The sequence below is a fragment of the Pseudomonas sp. NPDC078416 genome (assembly GCF_050268485.1).
Classification (GTDB): domain Bacteria; phylum Pseudomonadota; class Gammaproteobacteria; order Pseudomonadales; family Pseudomonadaceae; genus Aquipseudomonas.
The window spans coordinates 184,462-200,609 of sequence record NZ_JBNNGV010000002.1 but is presented as its reverse complement, the minus strand read 5'-3'; the positions used below and the strand labels follow the sequence as shown (position 1 = coordinate 200,609).

The 16,148-nt window shown below is 58.3% G+C and carries 19 protein-coding genes, 1 tRNA gene and 1 pseudogene; 19 read left to right on the top strand and 2 right to left on the bottom strand.

Going from position 1 to position 16,148, the window contains the following annotated elements:
- The first annotated feature begins 640 nt into the window (after nucleotides 1-640).
- Both ACQKEN_RS04790 and ACQKEN_RS04785 read left to right on the top strand, forming a co-directional pair.
- Complete coding sequence (locus ACQKEN_RS04790) at nucleotides 641-1,066, top strand: HIT domain-containing protein (RefSeq protein ID WP_427684058.1); 426 nt, start codon at nucleotides 641-643, stop codon at nucleotides 1,064-1,066.
- A gap of 2 nt (nucleotides 1,067-1,068) precedes the next feature.
- Nucleotides 1,069-1,275 carry a SlyX family protein gene (locus tag ACQKEN_RS04785; RefSeq protein ID WP_427684056.1) on the top strand — a complete coding sequence of 69 codons (207 nt, stop codon included), beginning with the start codon at nucleotides 1,069-1,071 and terminating at the stop codon, nucleotides 1,273-1,275.
- 75 nt (nucleotides 1,276-1,350) lie between these two features.
- Here the strand turns inward: ACQKEN_RS04785 and ACQKEN_RS04780 are convergent, their stop codons facing one another.
- Nucleotides 1,351-1,572 (bottom strand): cold shock domain-containing protein, encoded by a 222-nt coding sequence (locus ACQKEN_RS04780; protein ID WP_004667445.1) that lies wholly within the window; start codon nucleotides 1,570-1,572, stop codon nucleotides 1,351-1,353.
- A 60-nt stretch (nucleotides 1,573-1,632) separates the two neighbouring features.
- Nucleotides 1,633-1,956, bottom strand: a pseudogene (locus tag ACQKEN_RS04775) (cold shock domain-containing protein membrane protein); the annotation flags it as partial.
- A gap of 425 nt (nucleotides 1,957-2,381) precedes the next feature.
- On the opposite strand from ACQKEN_RS04775, the gene ACQKEN_RS04770 reads away from it, so the two are divergent.
- The 17 genes from ACQKEN_RS04770 (at nucleotide 2,382) to ACQKEN_RS04690 (ending at nucleotide 16,110) form a co-directional block, all read left to right on the top strand.
- On the top strand, nucleotides 2,382-2,855 hold the full coding sequence (locus tag ACQKEN_RS04770; RefSeq protein ID WP_074893279.1) for a Dps family protein: 474 nt from the start codon (nucleotides 2,382-2,384) through the stop codon (nucleotides 2,853-2,855).
- 411 nt (nucleotides 2,856-3,266) lie between these two features.
- Nucleotides 3,267-3,614: a ribbon-helix-helix domain-containing protein gene (locus ACQKEN_RS04765; protein WP_427684054.1), complete on the top strand. Its 348-nt coding sequence runs from the start codon at nucleotides 3,267-3,269 to the stop codon at nucleotides 3,612-3,614.
- A gap of 262 nt (nucleotides 3,615-3,876) precedes the next feature.
- On the top strand, nucleotides 3,877-5,652 hold the full coding sequence (gene aspS, locus ACQKEN_RS04760) for an aspartate--tRNA ligase (RefSeq protein WP_427684052.1): 1,776 nt from the start codon (nucleotides 3,877-3,879) through the stop codon (nucleotides 5,650-5,652).
- A gap of 138 nt (nucleotides 5,653-5,790) precedes the next feature.
- Nucleotides 5,791-6,537 (top strand): YebC/PmpR family DNA-binding transcriptional regulator, encoded by a 747-nt coding sequence (locus ACQKEN_RS04755; protein WP_427684050.1) that lies wholly within the window; start codon nucleotides 5,791-5,793, stop codon nucleotides 6,535-6,537.
- 123 nt (nucleotides 6,538-6,660) lie between these two features.
- Nucleotides 6,661-7,185, top strand: coding sequence for a crossover junction endodeoxyribonuclease RuvC (ruvC, locus tag ACQKEN_RS04750; RefSeq protein ID WP_065989739.1), 525 nt, complete (start codon nucleotides 6,661-6,663; stop codon nucleotides 7,183-7,185).
- 61 nt (nucleotides 7,186-7,246) lie between these two features.
- The gene (ruvA, locus tag ACQKEN_RS04745) at nucleotides 7,247-7,855 is read left to right on the top strand and encodes a Holliday junction branch migration protein RuvA (protein WP_074893272.1); all 609 of its coding nucleotides are present in this window, start codon (nucleotides 7,247-7,249) and stop codon (nucleotides 7,853-7,855) included.
- Nucleotides 7,856-8,911, top strand: a complete 1,056-nt coding sequence (gene ruvB / locus ACQKEN_RS04740; protein ID WP_427684048.1) for a Holliday junction branch migration DNA helicase RuvB — start codon at nucleotides 7,856-7,858, stop codon at nucleotides 8,909-8,911.
- Nucleotides 8,912-9,048: 137 nt separating this feature from the next.
- Nucleotides 9,049-9,519 (top strand): tol-pal system-associated acyl-CoA thioesterase, encoded by a 471-nt coding sequence (gene ybgC / locus ACQKEN_RS04735; RefSeq protein ID WP_074893268.1) that lies wholly within the window; start codon nucleotides 9,049-9,051, stop codon nucleotides 9,517-9,519.
- A complete protein-coding gene (gene tolQ, locus ACQKEN_RS04730) occupies nucleotides 9,509-10,204 on the top strand; it encodes a protein TolQ (protein ID WP_122537415.1) in 696 nt (231 codons plus the stop codon). The genes ybgC and tolQ overlap by 11 nt, the downstream gene beginning before the upstream one ends.
- Nucleotides 10,205-10,218: 14 nt before the next feature.
- On the top strand, nucleotides 10,219-10,683 hold the full coding sequence (gene tolR / locus ACQKEN_RS04725; protein WP_037014073.1) for a protein TolR: 465 nt from the start codon (nucleotides 10,219-10,221) through the stop codon (nucleotides 10,681-10,683).
- Nucleotides 10,683-11,774: a cell envelope integrity protein TolA gene (gene tolA / locus ACQKEN_RS04720; RefSeq protein ID WP_272633372.1), complete on the top strand. Its 1,092-nt coding sequence runs from the start codon at nucleotides 10,683-10,685 to the stop codon at nucleotides 11,772-11,774. The genes tolR and tolA overlap by 1 nt, the downstream gene beginning before the upstream one ends.
- Nucleotides 11,775-11,791: 17 nt before the next feature.
- The gene (tolB, locus tag ACQKEN_RS04715) at nucleotides 11,792-13,072 is read left to right on the top strand and encodes a Tol-Pal system beta propeller repeat protein TolB (RefSeq protein ID WP_175514218.1); all 1,281 of its coding nucleotides are present in this window, start codon (nucleotides 11,792-11,794) and stop codon (nucleotides 13,070-13,072) included.
- Between the two features lie 53 nt (nucleotides 13,073-13,125).
- Entirely contained in the window at nucleotides 13,126-13,629 is a 504-nt protein-coding gene (gene pal, locus ACQKEN_RS04710; RefSeq protein ID WP_065989719.1) for a peptidoglycan-associated lipoprotein Pal, read from the top strand.
- Nucleotides 13,630-13,635: 6 nt separating this feature from the next.
- Entirely contained in the window at nucleotides 13,636-14,454 is an 819-nt protein-coding gene (gene ybgF / locus ACQKEN_RS04705; protein WP_427684045.1) for a tol-pal system protein YbgF, read from the top strand.
- Nucleotides 14,455-14,633: 179 nt separating this feature from the next.
- Nucleotides 14,634-15,281, top strand: coding sequence for a 7-carboxy-7-deazaguanine synthase QueE (gene queE, locus ACQKEN_RS04700; RefSeq protein WP_108120958.1), 648 nt, complete (start codon nucleotides 14,634-14,636; stop codon nucleotides 15,279-15,281).
- A 15-nt stretch (nucleotides 15,282-15,296) separates the two neighbouring features.
- On the top strand, nucleotides 15,297-15,971 hold the full coding sequence (gene queC, locus ACQKEN_RS04695; RefSeq protein WP_427684043.1) for a 7-cyano-7-deazaguanine synthase QueC: 675 nt from the start codon (nucleotides 15,297-15,299) through the stop codon (nucleotides 15,969-15,971).
- A 63-nt stretch (nucleotides 15,972-16,034) separates the two neighbouring features.
- Nucleotides 16,035-16,110, top strand: a tRNA-Lys gene (locus ACQKEN_RS04690).
- Nucleotides 16,111-16,148: the final 38 nt, after the last annotated feature.

The following is a 16,148-nucleotide window of genomic DNA, read 5'->3' as shown; positions in this document are numbered from 1 at the left end:
GTGTGTGACAAAGCAACAACCGTGCACAAAATTTCAACGAACATGAAAAAAATGTCGGAAGTGCTGGAAAAGCATTCGATATAGGCTCCAAGTTGCTGAAATCAAACGATAAAAATATTTTCGATAGCCTGCTTTGCAACGGCATTCTTCTTGAGAATAGCGCGGGCAAATGTCACTGACGTTACCTGTTACCCCTCGGAAGTGGGTAAATCGCGGATGGCTGTCACATATTCGGGCCTCATCTGAGTCGTTTTGGTGCGTCATTCCGCAAAAATGCCTGCGTTTGGTTCTTCCCTTCTGGTTTCGGGGGTGCGCCGCGCATCATGACTGCAGGGCCACCCAGGAATGTCGTCCGTGAGGCCCGGATTAGCTGGGCGTATCCGTAATCCTGTGCCTGTTCATGCCTGACCTGCGCGTGCGACTGCCTGCTTCAAGACAGTGCGTGGCGGTTTGTTTCGAGCGTTCCTGGTGCGAAGCGGATATGGATTGCTTACCCATCAACACCAGATCCGCAAAATGCCCAGAACCGCAGCGCTGGATGAATCGTCCGGAATTCGCGAGTATCCTTCCCGCTACCCAGGACCTTTATCGGGCCAGTCAGCCGGCTCAATCAACCTAATTCGCGATCAGGAGTATTTACGTGTTTGTTCTAGATCCGCGCTTGCTGCAAGACACACTACCCATCGGCGACTTCCCGCTGTGCACGCTGCTGCTGTCCAATGATTCAAATTACCCATGGTTCATTCTGGTGCCGAAGCGTCCGGATATCAGTGAAGTGTTCCAACTGTCCGAAGCGGAGCAGGCGCAGTTGTGGAAAGAAACCACCTACCTCTCGTCCGTAGTTGATCGTACGTTTCAGGCCGACAAGATCAACGTCGCTGCGCTGGGTAATGTGGTCAGTCAGCTGCATATGCATGTCATTGTTCGCCGGGTCGGTGACGCGGCCTGGCCTGCGCCGGTGTGGGGCAAACATCCCGCCAAGCCTTATTCGCCGGATGAAGTTGCCCGGATCACCTCGCAACTGAAGTCCGAATTGACCGAATCATTCATCTTTAAGGAGGACTGACCATGGATCTCGAATCACGTGTCATGGAGCTGGAAAGTCGACTGGCCTTTCAGGACGACACGATTCAGGCCCTCAACGACGTATTGGTCGCCCAGCAGCGCAGTCTTGATCGTCTGGAATTACAGATCGCCGCCCTGATCAAGCGTCAGGAGGAGATGGGCGGGCAGGGCGACGGCTTCGTTGAAGACTCGCGTCCCCCTCACTATTAAGGGAAGAGAGCTGAGGGCAGGCATTTCAGCCAAAAAAAACCGCGCTGGTGAGCGCGGTTTTTTTATGCGGCGAAGTTAACGGCGCGGAAGCGCAGCGATGACGTCTTCCGCTTGCAGGCCTTTGTCGCGGTTCATCACCGAAAACTCGACGCGCTGGCCCTCGACCAGAACGCGGTGGCCTTCACCGCGAATGGCGCGAAAGTGCACGAAGATATCGTCGCCCGAATCACGGGAAATGAATCCGAAGCCTTTGGAGGTGTTGAACCACTTCACCGTGCCTGTATCGCGGTTGCCCAGATCCTGGGACTGTGCGGCAGGCGCAGGAGATGAGCGGTAGAAGCTGACCGCCAGGTGCAACGCCACGGCAATGACGACGGCAAGCAGGCTGACCAGAACGGCTGGCTGGCCGGCAATGGTTTTAAGCGGAACGAGCAAGGCAAGGGTCTGGGCCACTACGGCGAGAACCAGCAGGACGCTGACCAGGCTTTGCAATTGATGACGTGGACCTTTGTTCCAGTAAGGAATCACTGGCGCAAGCACCAGGTTGATGAGGCCGAAGAGCGCCAGGTACAGCGCATCCGGTTGGGACAGGTATGGAGACTGTGCTTCATTACCTAGACTTGGGATGAAAGACAGCAGCAGGGCAGCTGCGCCCGTTAGCAGGTGGACTATTTTCAACATTTCGATGACTCACATTAAGATGGATCACAAGGAAATAGCGGGTGACCTTCGGTACGCTTCGTGAAAAAAGGAAGGCGTGATGCACGAGTGTCTGTCCTGCCTATGCGCTGCCACCGGACGGCACTTTGGCGGCAGCGCGTCTGTATTTAACAGCAAAGCCGAGAGCTACTCAAATCAAGCGCTTAGCGCGCGTGCAGGCGTGTGATGGTTGCTGTCTGCCGGTTTTTGTTGATTCCGATCAAACGCTTGTTCCAGAGCGGCCCGCATAAACAAACCGTCACGCCGAACGTTGCTATTAAAGGAAGCGGGTCTGACTGAGGCCGCTGTGGCTGGACTAATCCCGACAGATGGCTGCGCAGGGTCGACGGTCTTGATAGAGTGGTCGGCAGTCGTTTGAAAAAAACCATCATAGAAGAGGGCTGAACATGGCAATCGATATCGGCATCAGCGAAGAAGACCGCAAGTCCATCGTGGACGGTCTTTCCCGCCTGCTGGCAGACACCTACGTGTTGTATCTGAAAACCCATAACTTTCACTGGAACGTGACTGGCCCGGCTTTTCGTACGCTGCACCTGATGTTTGAAGAGCAATACAACGAACTGGCGCTGGCGGTGGATCAAATCGCCGAACGCATCCGTGCGCTGGGCTTCCCGGCGCCGGGCACCTATTCGACCTACGCACGCTTGTCGTCGATCAAGGAAGAAGAGGGCGTACCCGCGGCCGAGGACATGATTCGTTCGCTGGTTCAGGGTCAGGAAGCGGTCACCCGCACGGCCCGTGGCATTTTCCCGTTGCTGGACAAAGTCAGCGACGAGCCAACAGCGGACTTGCTGACCCAGCGCATGCAAGTACATGAGAAAACGGCCTGGATGCTGCGCTCGATGCTGGAAGCTCAGTAATCAGAAGCTGATCAGTGAAAACAGGAGCGGGCCGCGTAAAGATGGCCCGCTCCGCATTGCTGTAACCCCCCGCGCAACATAATCCCCGTCCGAATCACCCTCTGCCTTTACCCTTTCACCTTGGCCTGCAAGGCTTACACGCCCTCTTATCGAGTGGCGCTGTCGCCGGCGATCGGCTGAGCGGGATGAAATAAATCAGCAAAAAATACATATCTAATACCTCGAGCGGGATAGGGTCTGGGCCTTTTGCTGGCTCTCGAAAATCACCCCTGCAGCGTGGTGATCTCCTACAGGTTCAAAGTGCTCCTTCTGCTGGTTGCGCCTCTTGGATTACGGCTTGATAGACACCTCTTTTCAACTGATTGCGAAGGTGCCGATGCCATATCCGTGATCGCAACAAGGGGGAACTGCATGAACCTGAACACTGCCCGAGAGGGATGGGAACCGACCCAGTGTCTGAACGCCCGGGGCGACCCGTTTATCGAAAATTTCAACATGAGCCTGGCCCAGCCGCACTCCAGGTCGGTGAGGCTCAACGGTCTGGCCACATGCCTGCGACTTGAGGAGGTGTACTGGAATATTCTGTCGGAAATGGCACGATTCAACGATTGCTCCATCAATGCCGTGCTGTCCTACGTCGATCGCGAGGTTCACCTGCGTTACGGCGGCGTCAAGAACTTCAGCGGCCTGATCCGCGTCGTGTGCGTGGCGCACGTATTGAGTGCCGAGGGCCTGCGCTTGGCGCCATCCCCGACCTGACCTGATTTCAGTGGGCCCGTTGCGGCGGGCCTGCATTCGCTGGCGGCACCGCGGCATCCACGCCGCGTGCCGACATCTTCTTGCCCGGTATCGGGCTGCGCGGCTGCACAGCGATGATTATCCCTATATAATCCCCCGCCTTACTGTGGAAGGCAGGAACTGACCGTCAGGTCGGACTGCATGCCAAAGCTTGCGCACCCTCGCACCGGCGACGGGCGAAAGCTCCATCGAATTCCGAATTACGAGAAGTGAACACACGATCATGATGCGCAGCCATTATTGCGGCCAACTGAACGAGAGCCTGGAAGGTCAGGAAATTACCCTTTGCGGATGGGTCCATCGCCGTCGCGACCACGGGGGGGTGATTTTCCTCGACATTCGCGATCGTGAAGGCCTGGCCCAGGTGGTTTTCGATCCGGATCGTGCTGACACCTTCGCCATCGCCGACCGTGTTCGCAGTGAATACGTCGTCAAGCTGACCGGTAAGGTGCGCGCGCGTCCTGCCGGCGCCGTCAACCCGAACATGGCGTCGGGCGCGATCGAAGTGCTGGGCTACGAGCTGGAAGTGCTCAACGAGTCGGAAACCCCGCCGTTCCCGCTCAACGAATACTCCGACGTCGGCGAAGAAACGCGCCTGCGTTATCGCTTCATCGATCTGCGTCGTCCTGAGATGGCGGAAAAACTGCGTCTGCGCTCGCGCATCACCTCCAGCATCCGCGGCTTCCTGGATGGCAACGGCTTCCTCGATGTCGAGACGCCGATCCTCACCCGCGCCACACCGGAAGGCGCCCGCGACTATCTGGTTCCAAGCCGTACCCACCCGGGCAGCTTCTTCGCCCTGCCGCAATCGCCTCAGCTGTTCAAACAGCTGCTGATGGTTGCCGGTTTCGACCGTTACTACCAGATCGCCAAGTGCTTCCGCGACGAAGACCTGCGCGCCGATCGTCAGCCTGAATTCACTCAGATCGACATCGAGACAAGCTTCCTCAACGAAGCCGACATCATGGGCATCACCGAGACCATGGTCCGCAAGCTCTTCAAGGAAGTGCTGGACGTGGAGTTCGATGACTTCCCGCACATGACCTTTGAAGAAGCCATGCGCCGCTACGGTTCCGACAAGCCGGATCTGCGTAACCCGCTGGAGCTGGTTGACGTTGCCGATCAGCTTCAGGCAGTGGACTTCAAGGTATTCAGCGGTCCTGCGAACGATCCGAAGTGCCGTGTCACTGCGCTGCGCGTTCCCGGCGGCGCGAGCATGCCGCGTAGCAAGATCGACGACTACACCAAGTTCGTCGGCATCTACGGCGCAAAAGGTCTGGCCTACATCAAGGTCAATGAGCGCGCCAAAGGCGTCGAAGGCCTGCAGTCGCCAATCGTCAAGAACATCCCGGAAGCCAACCTCAACGTGATCCTCGATCGCGTGGGTGCAGTGGACGGCGACATCGTATTCTTCGGTGCCGACAAGTTCAAAATCGTCAGCGAGGCGCTGGGTGCTTTGCGCATCAAGCTGGGCCACGACCTGAACCTGCTCACCTGCGAGTGGGCACCGATGTGGGTCGTCGACTTCCCGATGTTCGAAGAAAACGACGATGGCAGCTTCTCCGCGCTGCACCACCCGTTCACCGCGCCGAAATGCTCGCCTGAAGAGCTCGAAGCCAACCCTGCCACCGCGCTGTCCCGCGCGTACGACATGGTGCTGAACGGCACTGAGCTGGGCGGCGGGTCGATCCGTATTCACCGCAAGGAAATGCAGCAGGCCGTGTTCCGTCTGCTGGGTATTACCGAAGACGAACAGCAAGAGAAGTTCGGCTTCCTGCTCGATGCGCTGAAGTACGGCGCGCCGCCCCACGGCGGTCTGGCGTTCGGTCTGGACCGCCTGGTCATGCTGATGACCGGTGCTCAGTCCATTCGTGAAGTTATTGCCTTCCCGAAAACCCAGAGTGCTGCAGACGTGATGACCCAGGCGCCGGGCGTGGTTGATGCCAAGGCGCTGCGCGAGCTGCACATCCGCCTGCGCGAGACCCCGAAGGCCGAGTAAGCCGTGTAGCCAAGGGCTCGGCGGACCGACCATTCGGTCCGCCCTGATCCCCGCCCATTCCGGGCACAGATTCGAGTGAAGCGTCTGCGGTTGAGCGATCAAGCGCGGGCGTGCGTGTTTCAAGGTTTGGAGCGTGTTATGGCTGGTCATTCCAAGTGGGCGAACATCAAGCACCGCAAAGAGCGTCAGGATGCCAAGAAAGGCAAGATATTCACCAAGTGGATCCGCGAACTGACCGTCGCTGCCCGTCAGGGCGGTGGTGATCCTGCGTCCAACCCGCGCTTGCGTCTGGCCCAGGACAAAGCCCTTGGCGCAAACATGAGCCGCGACATCATCGACCGAGCCATTGCTCGCGGTGCCGGCGCCGCCGATGCCGATGACATGGTCGAACTGGGCTACGAAGGTTACGGTCCTGGCGGCGTTGCGGTCATGGTCGAAACCATGACTGATAACCGCAACCGTACCGCGGCCGCTGTGCGCCATGCGTTCAGTAAATGCGGCGGTAACCTGGGGACTGACGGTTCGGTGTCGTATCTGTTCGAACGCAAAGGGCAGATATCCTTTGCGCCGGGCGTGGATGAAGACGCGTTGATCGAAGCTGCCATGGAAGCGGACGCTGACGACGTGGTCACCCACGACGACGGCTCCATTGACGTGTTTACCTCGTTCTCCAGTTTTTACGCTGTGCGCAATGCTCTGGAAGCCGCTGGTTTCATGCCCGCCGATGCGGAAATCGTGATGCAGCCGACCACCAGTGCGGTGCTCGATCTGGACATGGCGGAGAAAGTCCTCAAGCTGATCGATATGCTGGAAGACCTGGACGACGTGCAGAACGTCTACTCAAACGCTGAAATCCCGGACGAGGTGCTGGAGCAGCTCGGCTGATCCTTTGCCCGCTCGGACTGAGGCCGGAGCGCACGAAGCGTTGATGATCAACGCTATCGGCCTCCGGCTTCTGCCTTTATGCTGCGTCCAATTGTTCGCGTTACCTCTCAAGCTGCAGGCGTTATGACTCTTATTTTAGGTATCGACCCCGGTTCACGAATTACCGGGTTTGGCGTGGTGCGTGATACCGGGCGTGGCTGCGAGTACGTGGCCTCGGGCTGCATTCGCACGGGCACCGGCTTGCTCCATGAGCGGTTGCAGATCGTGTACCGCGGCGTGCGCGAAGTCATTCAGACGTACGGCCCGGTGACGATGGGTATTGAAAAGGTGTTCATGGCGCGTAACCCGGACTCGGCCTTGAAGCTGGGTCAGGCCCGGGGTGCCGCGATCGTCGCAGGCGCCGAAGAGGGGCTGGAGATCGCCGAGTACACCGCGACTCAGGTCAAACAGGCCGTCGCCGGAACGGGCGGCGCCAACAAGGATCAGGTGATGATGATGGTCATGCATCTGCTCAAGCTGACCACCAAGCCTCAGGTCGATGCGTCTGATGCACTGGCGATCGCCATGTGTCACGCGCATACCCGATCCAGCCTCATTCCTCACGGCCTCAATACCGCGCGCAGTCGTGGCGGTCGTCTGCGGCTCTGATGGCATTATTTGCGTTAGCACGGCCCGTCGCAGCGACGGGCATCTGGAAAGGATTTGATTCGTGATTGGACGTCTACGCGGTACGTTGGTCGAGAAGCAGCCGCCGCATCTGGTACTGGATGTCAACGGCGTGGGTTACGAAGTCGAAGTGCCCATGACCACGCTTTATCGCCTGCCTCATCTGGGCGAAACCGTGACGCTGCATATCCATCTGGTGGTCCGCGAGGACGCGCACCTGCTGTTCGGTTTCTACGAAAAGCGTGACCGCGAGATGTTCCGCGAGCTGATTCGCCTGAACGGTGTCGGGCCGAAACTGGCCCTGGCCCTGATGTCGACGCTGGAAGTGGATGAGTTGGTGCGCTGTGTCCAGGCACAGGATACATCCGCGCTAACCCGGGTCCCGGGGGTTGGCAAGAAGACCGCCGAACGTCTGCTGGTGGAACTGAAGGATCGCTTCAAGGCGTGGGATTCGTTGCCGGGCACCTTCGCCCTGGTGTCGGACGGGCCGGGCGCGCCGATTGCCGTGGCGACGGCCGAGTCGGACGCTGTCAGCGCGTTGATTTCCCTGGGCTACAAACCCCAGGAGGCGAGCAAGGCAGTGACCGCGATAAAGGACAAGAATCTCAGCAGCGAAGACCTCATTCGCCGCGCACTGAAGGGGATGCTGTAAGTGATAGATGCCGACCGTCTGATCGCCGCCACCGGGCGTGACCGTGACGAGCAACTGGACCGTGCGATCCGGCCGCTGAGCCTGGCCGACTACATCGGTCAGCCCACCGTGCGTGAGCAAATGGAGCTGTTCATCCAGGCGGCGCGGGGGCGCAGTGAAGCGCTGGACCACACGCTGATTTTCGGTCCGCCGGGCCTGGGTAAAACCACGCTGGCGCACATCATCGCTCAGGAAATGGGCGTGTCGATCAAGAGCACTTCGGGCCCCGTGCTTGAGCGGCCGGGTGATCTTGCGGCGATTCTCACCAATCTTGAGCCGCACGATGTGCTGTTCATCGATGAAATCCACCGTCTGTCCCCTATTGTCGAGGAAGTGCTGTACCCGGCAATGGAGGATTTCCAGCTGGACATCATGATCGGTGAAGGCCCTGCGGCGCGCTCCATCAAGCTCGATCTGCCGCCGTTCACGCTGGTGGGCGCGACCACTCGCGCGGGCATGCTGACCAATCCGCTGCGTGACCGATTCGGTATCGTGCAGCGTCTTGAGTTCTACAGCACTGCGGACCTGGCCACGATCGTGTCGCGCTCGGCGAAAATTCTCGGGCTGTACATCGAAGACGAAGGCGCATTCGAGATTGCCCGCCGTGCACGGGGAACGCCACGAATCGCCAACCGGTTGCTGCGTCGGGTGCGCGATTTCGCCGAGGTACGCGCCAAGGGCGAGATTACGAAGGCGATTGCGGATCTCGCCCTGAATCTGCTGGATGTCGACGAACGCGGTTTCGATCATCAGGATCGACGCTTGCTGCTGACAATGATCGAGAAGTTCGATGGCGGGCCGGTCGGGGTGGATAACCTGGCGGCGGCCATCAGCGAAGAACGACACACAATTGAGGATGTGCTGGAGCCCTATTTGATTCAGCAAGGCTATATGATGCGCACACCTCGCGGCCGCATGGTGACGCGGCATGCGTATCTGCACTTCGGTCTGAACATTCCCTCAAGGATGGGTGAACGTGCAGTGATGGATGAACCGGTCGAAGACCCTGACGAATAAATGCACGATCAACCGATTTATTCGGGTGTTTGATGGTCTGACGGGCAGTCACCGCAAAGTGATGTGGCGCGGGCGGTAAAAACGATGAAAAACAGTTGCCTGGCCGGATTGGCAACCTGAGGAGTAAGCACTAGAGTATGCGCGCGCAAAACGGGGCTCAGTCGTTCGCACATCGTTGTCGCGTTTATTACGAGGACACCGATGCCGGCGGCATCGTTTATTACGTCAATTACCTGAAATTCATGGAGCGGGCTCGAACCGAGCGACTGCGGGAGCTGGGCTTTGCCCAATCCGCAATGGCGGGTATCGAGAACCTGTTATTCGTCGTGCATTCTAGCGAGGCTCGGTACCATAAGCCCGCGCGGCTGGACGACGAACTGCTGATCAGCGCCGAAGTAATCGAATTGAACCGCGCCAGCCTGCGCTTTCAGCAACAGGTCAGGCGGGCTGCGGATGATGTGCTGCTCTGCGAAGGGCAGTTTTTGGTGGCGTGTGTGCGCGCCGACAGTTTGAAACCCCGGGCCATTCCCGAAGCTCTGCGCACGGCCTTTGCCGGGCAGGGCGGCGCGGGTACACATTCAGAGCAGGAGATACAGCGTGGAAGCTAACGTCGTCGACCATTCCTCCATGTGGAGTTTGGTCAGCAATGCCAGCGTGGTTGTGCAGTTGGTAATGCTGATCCTGGTGGCCGCCTCGGTCACCTCGTGGATCATGATTTTTCAGCGCAGCGCCATGCTGCGCGCCGGGCGTAAGGCCTTGGACAGCTTCGAGGAGCGCTTCTGGTCAGGCATCGATCTGTCCAAGCTCTACCGTCAGGCTGGCAGCAACCCGGACCCTGACTCCGGCGTAGAGCAGATCTTCCGCGCGGGTTTCAAGGAATTCTCCCGTCTGCGTCAGCAGGCTGGCGTTGATCCGGACGCGGTCATGGAGGGTGTTGCACGGGCCATGCGCGTTGCCATCTCCCGTGAAGAAGAGAAGCTTGAGCAGAGCCTGCCGTTCCTGGCAACCGTCGGTTCCACCAGCCCGTACATCGGTCTGTTCGGTACCGTGTGGGGCATCATGAACTCCTTCCGCGGTCTGGCCACTGCGCAACAAGCCACTCTGGCCACCGTCGCTCCGGGTATCGCCGAAGCGCTGATTGCCACCGCCATCGGCCTGTTCGCCGCGATCCCTGCGGTCATCGCTTACAACCGTTTCGCCGCTCGTGGCGAGAACCTGATCGGTCGTTACTACACATTCGCCGACGAGTTCCAGGCGATCCTGCACCGTAAAGTGCACACCAGCGAAGAATAAGCAGGTATTTCCCAATGGCTTTAATCGCTCGCGGCCGACGCAACAAGCGCAAGCCGGTCGCCGAAATGAACGTGGTGCCGTACATCGACGTGATGCTGGTGCTGCTGGTCATCTTCATGGTGACGGCTCCGATGATCAACCAGGGCGTGAAAGTTGATCTGCCCAAGGTCTCCAGCGAGGCTTTGCCGCAGGACAACAACAATCAGGTCCTGACGATCTCGATCAAGGCTGACAAGACCTATTACTGGAACCTTGGCAGCGAAGTCGACACCGACAAGCAAATGGACAAGGCGATGACCTTGCCGCAACTGACCAGCGCAGTGACCAAAATCATTGCTGCCGGCCGTGATGCTGGCAAGCAGACTCAAGTGTTCATCCGTGGCGACAAGACGGTCGACTACGGTGCCGTCATGGGCACGATGGGCGGGTTGCAGAAGGCCGGGGTCGGGAACGTTGGTTTGATTACCGAGGCCCCCTGATGCAGCCGATTCGAGAGCCGTCTGCCTCGGAAAGCTACTTCTGGCCGTCCGTCTGGGCGGTGGGGCTGCACGTCCTGATTTTTGGTTTGTTGTTCGTCAGCTTCGCAATGACGCCCGAGCTTCCTGAAGCCAGGCCGATCGTTCAGGCCACGCTCTATCAGTTGAAATCAAAAAGTCAGGCAACCACCCAGACCAACCAGAAGCTTGCCGGTGAGGCGAAGAAATCCGCTGCGCGACAAACCGAAGTCGAGCAGATGGAGCAGAAAAAAGTTGAGCAAGAGGCGGTGAAGGCGGCGGAACAAAAGAAAGCCGATGCCGCTCAAAAAGCCGAAGAGCAAAAGGCAGAGGAAGCGAAGAAAGCTGACGACGCCAAAAAAGCCGATGACGCTAAAAAGGCTGCGGAAGACGCCAAGAAAGCCGAAGCAAAAAAAGCGGATGACGCGAAGAAAACCGCCGAAGAGAAACAATTGGCTGATATAGCCAAGAAGAAAGCCGAAGACGACGCGAAGAAGAAAGCCGAGGAAGACGCCAAGCGTGCGGCCGCCGAGGAAGCCAAGAAACAGGCTGCCGAGGACGCGAAGAAGCAGGCTGCGGACGACGCCAAGAAAAAGGCTGCTGAAGACGCGAAGAAGAAAGCGGCTGAGGATGCCAAGAAGAAGTCGGCCGAGGACGCGAAGAAGAAGGCCCAGGACGCAGCCCGCAAATCGGCGGAAGACAAGAAGGCGCAAGCACTGGCCGACCTGCTTTCCGACAAGCCGGAACGCCAACAGGCGCTGGCCGATGAGCGTGGGGACGAAGTGGCTGGCAGCTTCGATGACTTGATTCGCTCTCGGGCGGCTGAAGGCTGGGCTCGTCCACCTTCTGCGCGCAAGGGCATGACAGTTGTCTTGCAGATCAACATGTTGCCGGACGGCACCGTGACTTCGGTTAACGTGAGCAAGTCCAGCGGCGACGGTCCTTTCGACAGTTCAGCAGTAGCGGCGGTCAAGAATATTGGTCGTTTGACAGAGATGCAGGGGATGAAGCCTTCGGACTTCGCACCTTACCGTTCATTCAAGATGACATTCACACCTGAGGACCTAGCCTTGTGATTAACCTTCTTCGAGGAATGCTTGTCGTTCTGTGTTGCGCAGCGGGTTTCGCCGCTGCCGACGAAAAGAACATTCTGGTAACAAGCGGCAGTGACCGCGCCACGCCTATCGCGGTCGTGCCATTTGGCCTGCAAGGCGGCAGCGTGCTGCCGGAAGACATGGCCAAGATCATTGGAAACGACCTGCAGAATTCGGGCTATTACTCGCCGATTCCAAAGGAAAACATGATCAGCCAGCCGAGCCAGGCCAGCGAAGTCATCTTCCGTGACTGGAAAGCGCTGGGTGCCCAGTACGTCATGGTTGGCAGCATCGTGCCTTCGGGCGGTCGCCTTCAGGTTCAGTACGCGCTGTTCAACGTAGCCACAGAACAACAGGTTCTGACTGGCAACGTTTCGGGCACCACCGACCAGCTGCGTGACATGTCGCACTACATTGCCGACCAGTCGTTCGAAAAGCTGACCGGCATCAAGGGCGCGTTTTCGACCCGCATGCTGTACGTGACGGCTGAGCGTTTCTCGACTGACAACACGCGCTACACCCTGCAGCGCTCGGATTACGACGGCGCACGCGCGGTGACGCTGCTGCAATCACGCGAGCCGATCCTGTCGCCTCGCTTTGCGCCGGACGGCAAGCGTATTGCCTATGTGTCGTTTGAACAAAAGCGCCCACGCATCTTCGTTCAGCACATTGACACCGGTCGTCGCGAGCAGATCACCAACTTCGAAGGCCTGAACGGCGCCCCTGCGTGGTCACCGGATGGCACCAAGCTGGCCATGGTCTTGTCGAAAGATGGCAACCCGGAAATCTATGTGATGAATCTGGCGTCGCGTCAATTGTCGCGAGTGACCAACGATTCTTCCATTGATACAGAACCGTTCTTCGGTAAAGACGGCTCCACGCTTTATTTCACGTCTGACCGCGGCGGCAAGCCACAAATCTATAAAACCAATATTAATGGCGGAGGGGCAGAGCGCGTTACTTTCATCGGTAACTACAATGCCAACCCTAAGTTATCGGCGGATGAAAAGACTCTGGTGATGATCCATCGTCAAGATGGCTTCACCAACTTCAAGGTGGCGGCTCAGGATTTGCAGCGCGGTAGCGTAAAAATCCTCACAGACAGCAACCTTGATGAGTCGCCTACTGTTGCGCCTAACGGCACCATGGTAATCTACGCCACCCGCCAGCAGGGCCGGGGAGTCTTGATGCTCGTGTCCATTAATGGACGCGTAAGGCTCCCGCTTCCTACCGCTCAAGGCGAAGTCAGAGAACCTTCCTGGTCCCCTTACCTGAACTGACGCGGCGCTTTACGTTGTACTTAACACACTTGGGGTTCATTAGGAGTTTTACGATGGAAATGCTGAAGTTTGGTAAATTTGCTGCGCTGGCTCTGGCCATGGCTGTAGCTGTAGGTTGCTCGTCCAAAGGCGGCGACAATGCCGGTGCTGGCGGCGCTGCTGTAGATCCTAACGCTGGTTACGGCGCTAACTCTGGCGCTGTTGATGGCAGCCTGAGCGAAGAAGCTGCTCTGCGCGCTATCACTACTTTCTACTTCGAATACGACAGTTCTGACCTGAAACCAGAAGCCATGCGCGCTCTGGACGTTCACGCCAAAGACCTGAAAGCCAACGGCGCTCGCGTAGTTCTGGAAGGCAACACCGACGAACGCGGTACTCGCGAATACAACCTGGCACTGGGCGAGCGTCGTGCGAAAGCCGTTCAACGCTACCTGGTTCTGCAAGGCGTTTCGCCAGCTCAGCTGGAACTCGTTTCCTACGGTGAAGAGCGTCCAGTTGCTACCGGTAACGACGAGCAATCGTGGGCTCAAAACCGTCGCGTCGAACTGCGTAAGTAATTTGACATGCGAACGTGCCGACGTGCTTTAACCGTTTTGGCTCTCACCCTTCCTCTTGCAGCGATGGGTGCGGTTCCTGTGGTCGATGACAACTCTGGCTCTGCTGGTAGCAGTTATCCGCCATCGGGTTATGGTACGTCTGGCGCCTACGCCGGAGGTGCGGCTACGGCCGCGCCTTCGGCGCAAGGTCAGCTGTTCATGCAATTGCAGCAAATGCAGGACGAAATTTCGCGCTTGCGCGGAATAGTGGAAGTCCAGCAGAACGATATCCAGCAGATGAAGCAAGAAGCGCTGGATCGCTACAAAGATCTCGACTCCCGTATCGGAGCTGGCGGCGCATCTGCCCCATCAGCTGCCAACAATTCTGCTTCCGACGGCGGCGCCAATGCCGGCGGAGCACCCGCGTCACAAGCCGCTCAAGCGCCCCAGGCGAGCAGCGAGCCCGGTGACCCAGCGAAAGAAAAGCTCTACTACGACGCTGCTTTCGACTTGATCAAGGCGAAGGATTTCGACAAGGCCAGTCAGGCCTTTGCGGCATTCCTGCGCAAATACCCGAACAGCCAGTACGCGGGCAATGCCCAATACTGGTTGGGCGAAGTGAACCTGGCCAAAGGCGACCTTCAAGGTGCCGGTCAGGCCTTTGCAAAGGTCAGTCAGCTCTACCCAAAGCACGCCAAAGTGCCTGACTCCCTGTACAAGCTGGCGGACGTCGAACGTCGCCTGGGTCACACCGACAAAGTGAAGGGGATCCTTCAGCAAGTCGTTGCTCAGTATCCAGGCACTTCGGCCGCTCAGTTGGCTCAGCGGGACCTGCAGCGTCTCTGATTACCAGGTAATCTGACCGCTGATTCAAGAAAGCCGCGCATTGCGCGGCTTTCTTCGTTAGAATCCCGCCCCCGAAATTCCGGTATTGATTACGCTTCTGTGGATTCTGCGTGTGCAGGGTGTACAGAAGTGCCTGACGGAGGCGGATGGCCTGTTTAGCCGTTACGCCCGTGGCCCCTATGCAAGACACATTACGCATCACTGAAGTTTTCTACTCATTACAGGGTGAAACGCGCACGGCAGGCTTGCCTACCGTTTTCGTGCGGCTCACCGGCTGCCCATTGCGTTGCGGTTATTGCGACAGTGAATACGCTTTCACTGGCGGAACGATCCAGACCCTCGACTCATTGATGGAGCAGGTTGCCAGCTACCGCCCGCGCTATGTCTGCGTAACGGGCGGCGAGCCCCTCGCTCAGCCGAACGCCATTCCTTTGCTTCAGCGGCTGTGTGACGCGGGCTACGAGGTTTCTCTGGAGACCAGCGGCGCGCTGGACATCTCGAAAGTCGATCCCCGCGTAAGCCGTGTCGTCGACCTGAAAACCCCGGGTTCAAAAGAAGTGGCGCGCAATCGATACGAAAATATCGAGCTGCTCACGCCCAACGACCAAATCAAATTCGTCATTTGTTCGCGGGAAGATTACGACTGGGCCGTCTCGAAGATCATTCAGTACGGTCTGGACCGTCGCGCCGGCGAAGTTCTGTTTTCCCCTGTCCACCGCGATCTCAACGTCAGAGACCTGGCCGACTGGATCGTTGCCGACAACCTCCCGGTGCGCCTGCAATTGCAGTTGCATAAAATCCTCTGGAACGACGAACCGGGGCGCTGAATGAGTGAGCAATCCATGACTGAGAAAAGAGCGGTAATCCTGCTGTCCGGCGGGCTGGATTCGGCCACTGTGGTGGCGATGGCCAAGGCCGACGGCTTTAGCTGCTACACCATGAGCTTCGACTACGGCCAACGGCATCGCGCCGAGCTGCAGGCGGCGGAGCGTGTGGCGGCCGATATGGGCGTGGTTGAACACAAGGTCATCGGCCTCAGCCTGAACGGCATCGGCGGGTCCGCGCTGACTGACAGCAGCATCGCGGTGCCCGAGACGCCGGGCGAGGGCATTCCGGTGACGTACGTACCGGCGCGCAATACTGTTTTTCTCTCTCTCGCGCTGGGCTGGGCCGAAGTGCTGGGTGCCCGGGACATCTTCATCGGCGTCAACGCGGTGGATTACTCCGGTTACCCGGATTGCCGTCCGGAATTTGTCGAGTCGTTCGAGCGCATGGCCAATCTCGCCACCAAGGCTGGCGTTGAAGGGCAGGGCTTCACGATACAGGCGCCTCTGCAGATGCTGAGCAAGGCCGATATCGTCAAGACCGGTACGCGTCTGGGTGTGGATTACGGGTTGACGGTTTCCTGCTATCAGGCTGACGAGCAGGGACGTGCGTGCGGAAAATGCGACAGCTGCCGCCTGCGTGCTGAGGGCTTCGCCGCAGCTGGCGTGACGGACCCGACGCGTTATTTCTAAATTATTTTCGCTTAGGTGTTGAATTACTGTGAAATATCAGTAATATACGCGCCACAACGAAGCGGGTCGTTAGCTCAGTTGGTAGAGCAGTTGGCTTTTAACCAATTGGTCGTAGGTTCGAATCCCACACGACCCACCATTTCGAAAATCTGGAAGGCCCATGAAAATGCGGATTTC

Bases quoted from the DNA above. Each gene is read 5' to 3' on its own strand.
- tolR (WP_037014073.1), top strand. From the start codon at position 10,219: ATGGCTTTAATCGCTCGCGGCCGACGCAACAAGCGCAAGCCGGTCGCC.
- ACQKEN_RS04755 (WP_427684050.1), top strand. From the start codon at position 5,791: ATGGCTGGTCATTCCAAGTGGGCGAACATCAAGCACCGCAAAGAGCGT.
- queE (WP_108120958.1), top strand. From the start codon at position 14,634: ATGCAAGACACATTACGCATCACTGAAGTTTTCTACTCATTACAGGGT.
- ruvC (WP_065989739.1), top strand. From the start codon at position 6,661: ATGACTCTTATTTTAGGTATCGACCCCGGTTCACGAATTACCGGGTTT.
- tolB (WP_175514218.1), top strand. From the start codon at position 11,792: ATGCTTGTCGTTCTGTGTTGCGCAGCGGGTTTCGCCGCTGCCGACGAA.
- ybgF (WP_427684045.1), top strand. From the start codon at position 13,636: ATGCGAACGTGCCGACGTGCTTTAACCGTTTTGGCTCTCACCCTTCCT.
- ACQKEN_RS04770 (WP_074893279.1), top strand. From the start codon at position 2,382: ATGGCAATCGATATCGGCATCAGCGAAGAAGACCGCAAGTCCATCGTG.
- tolA (WP_272633372.1), top strand. From the start codon at position 10,683: ATGCAGCCGATTCGAGAGCCGTCTGCCTCGGAAAGCTACTTCTGGCCG.
- ACQKEN_RS04785 (WP_427684056.1), top strand. From the start codon at position 1,069: ATGGATCTCGAATCACGTGTCATGGAGCTGGAAAGTCGACTGGCCTTT.
- pal (WP_065989719.1), top strand. From the start codon at position 13,126: ATGGAAATGCTGAAGTTTGGTAAATTTGCTGCGCTGGCTCTGGCCATG.
- queC (WP_427684043.1), top strand. From the start codon at position 15,297: ATGACTGAGAAAAGAGCGGTAATCCTGCTGTCCGGCGGGCTGGATTCG.
- aspS (WP_427684052.1), top strand. From the start codon at position 3,877: ATGATGCGCAGCCATTATTGCGGCCAACTGAACGAGAGCCTGGAAGGT.
- ybgC (WP_074893268.1), top strand. From the start codon at position 9,049: ATGCGCGCGCAAAACGGGGCTCAGTCGTTCGCACATCGTTGTCGCGTT.
- ACQKEN_RS04765 (WP_427684054.1), top strand. From the start codon at position 3,267: ATGAACCTGAACACTGCCCGAGAGGGATGGGAACCGACCCAGTGTCTG.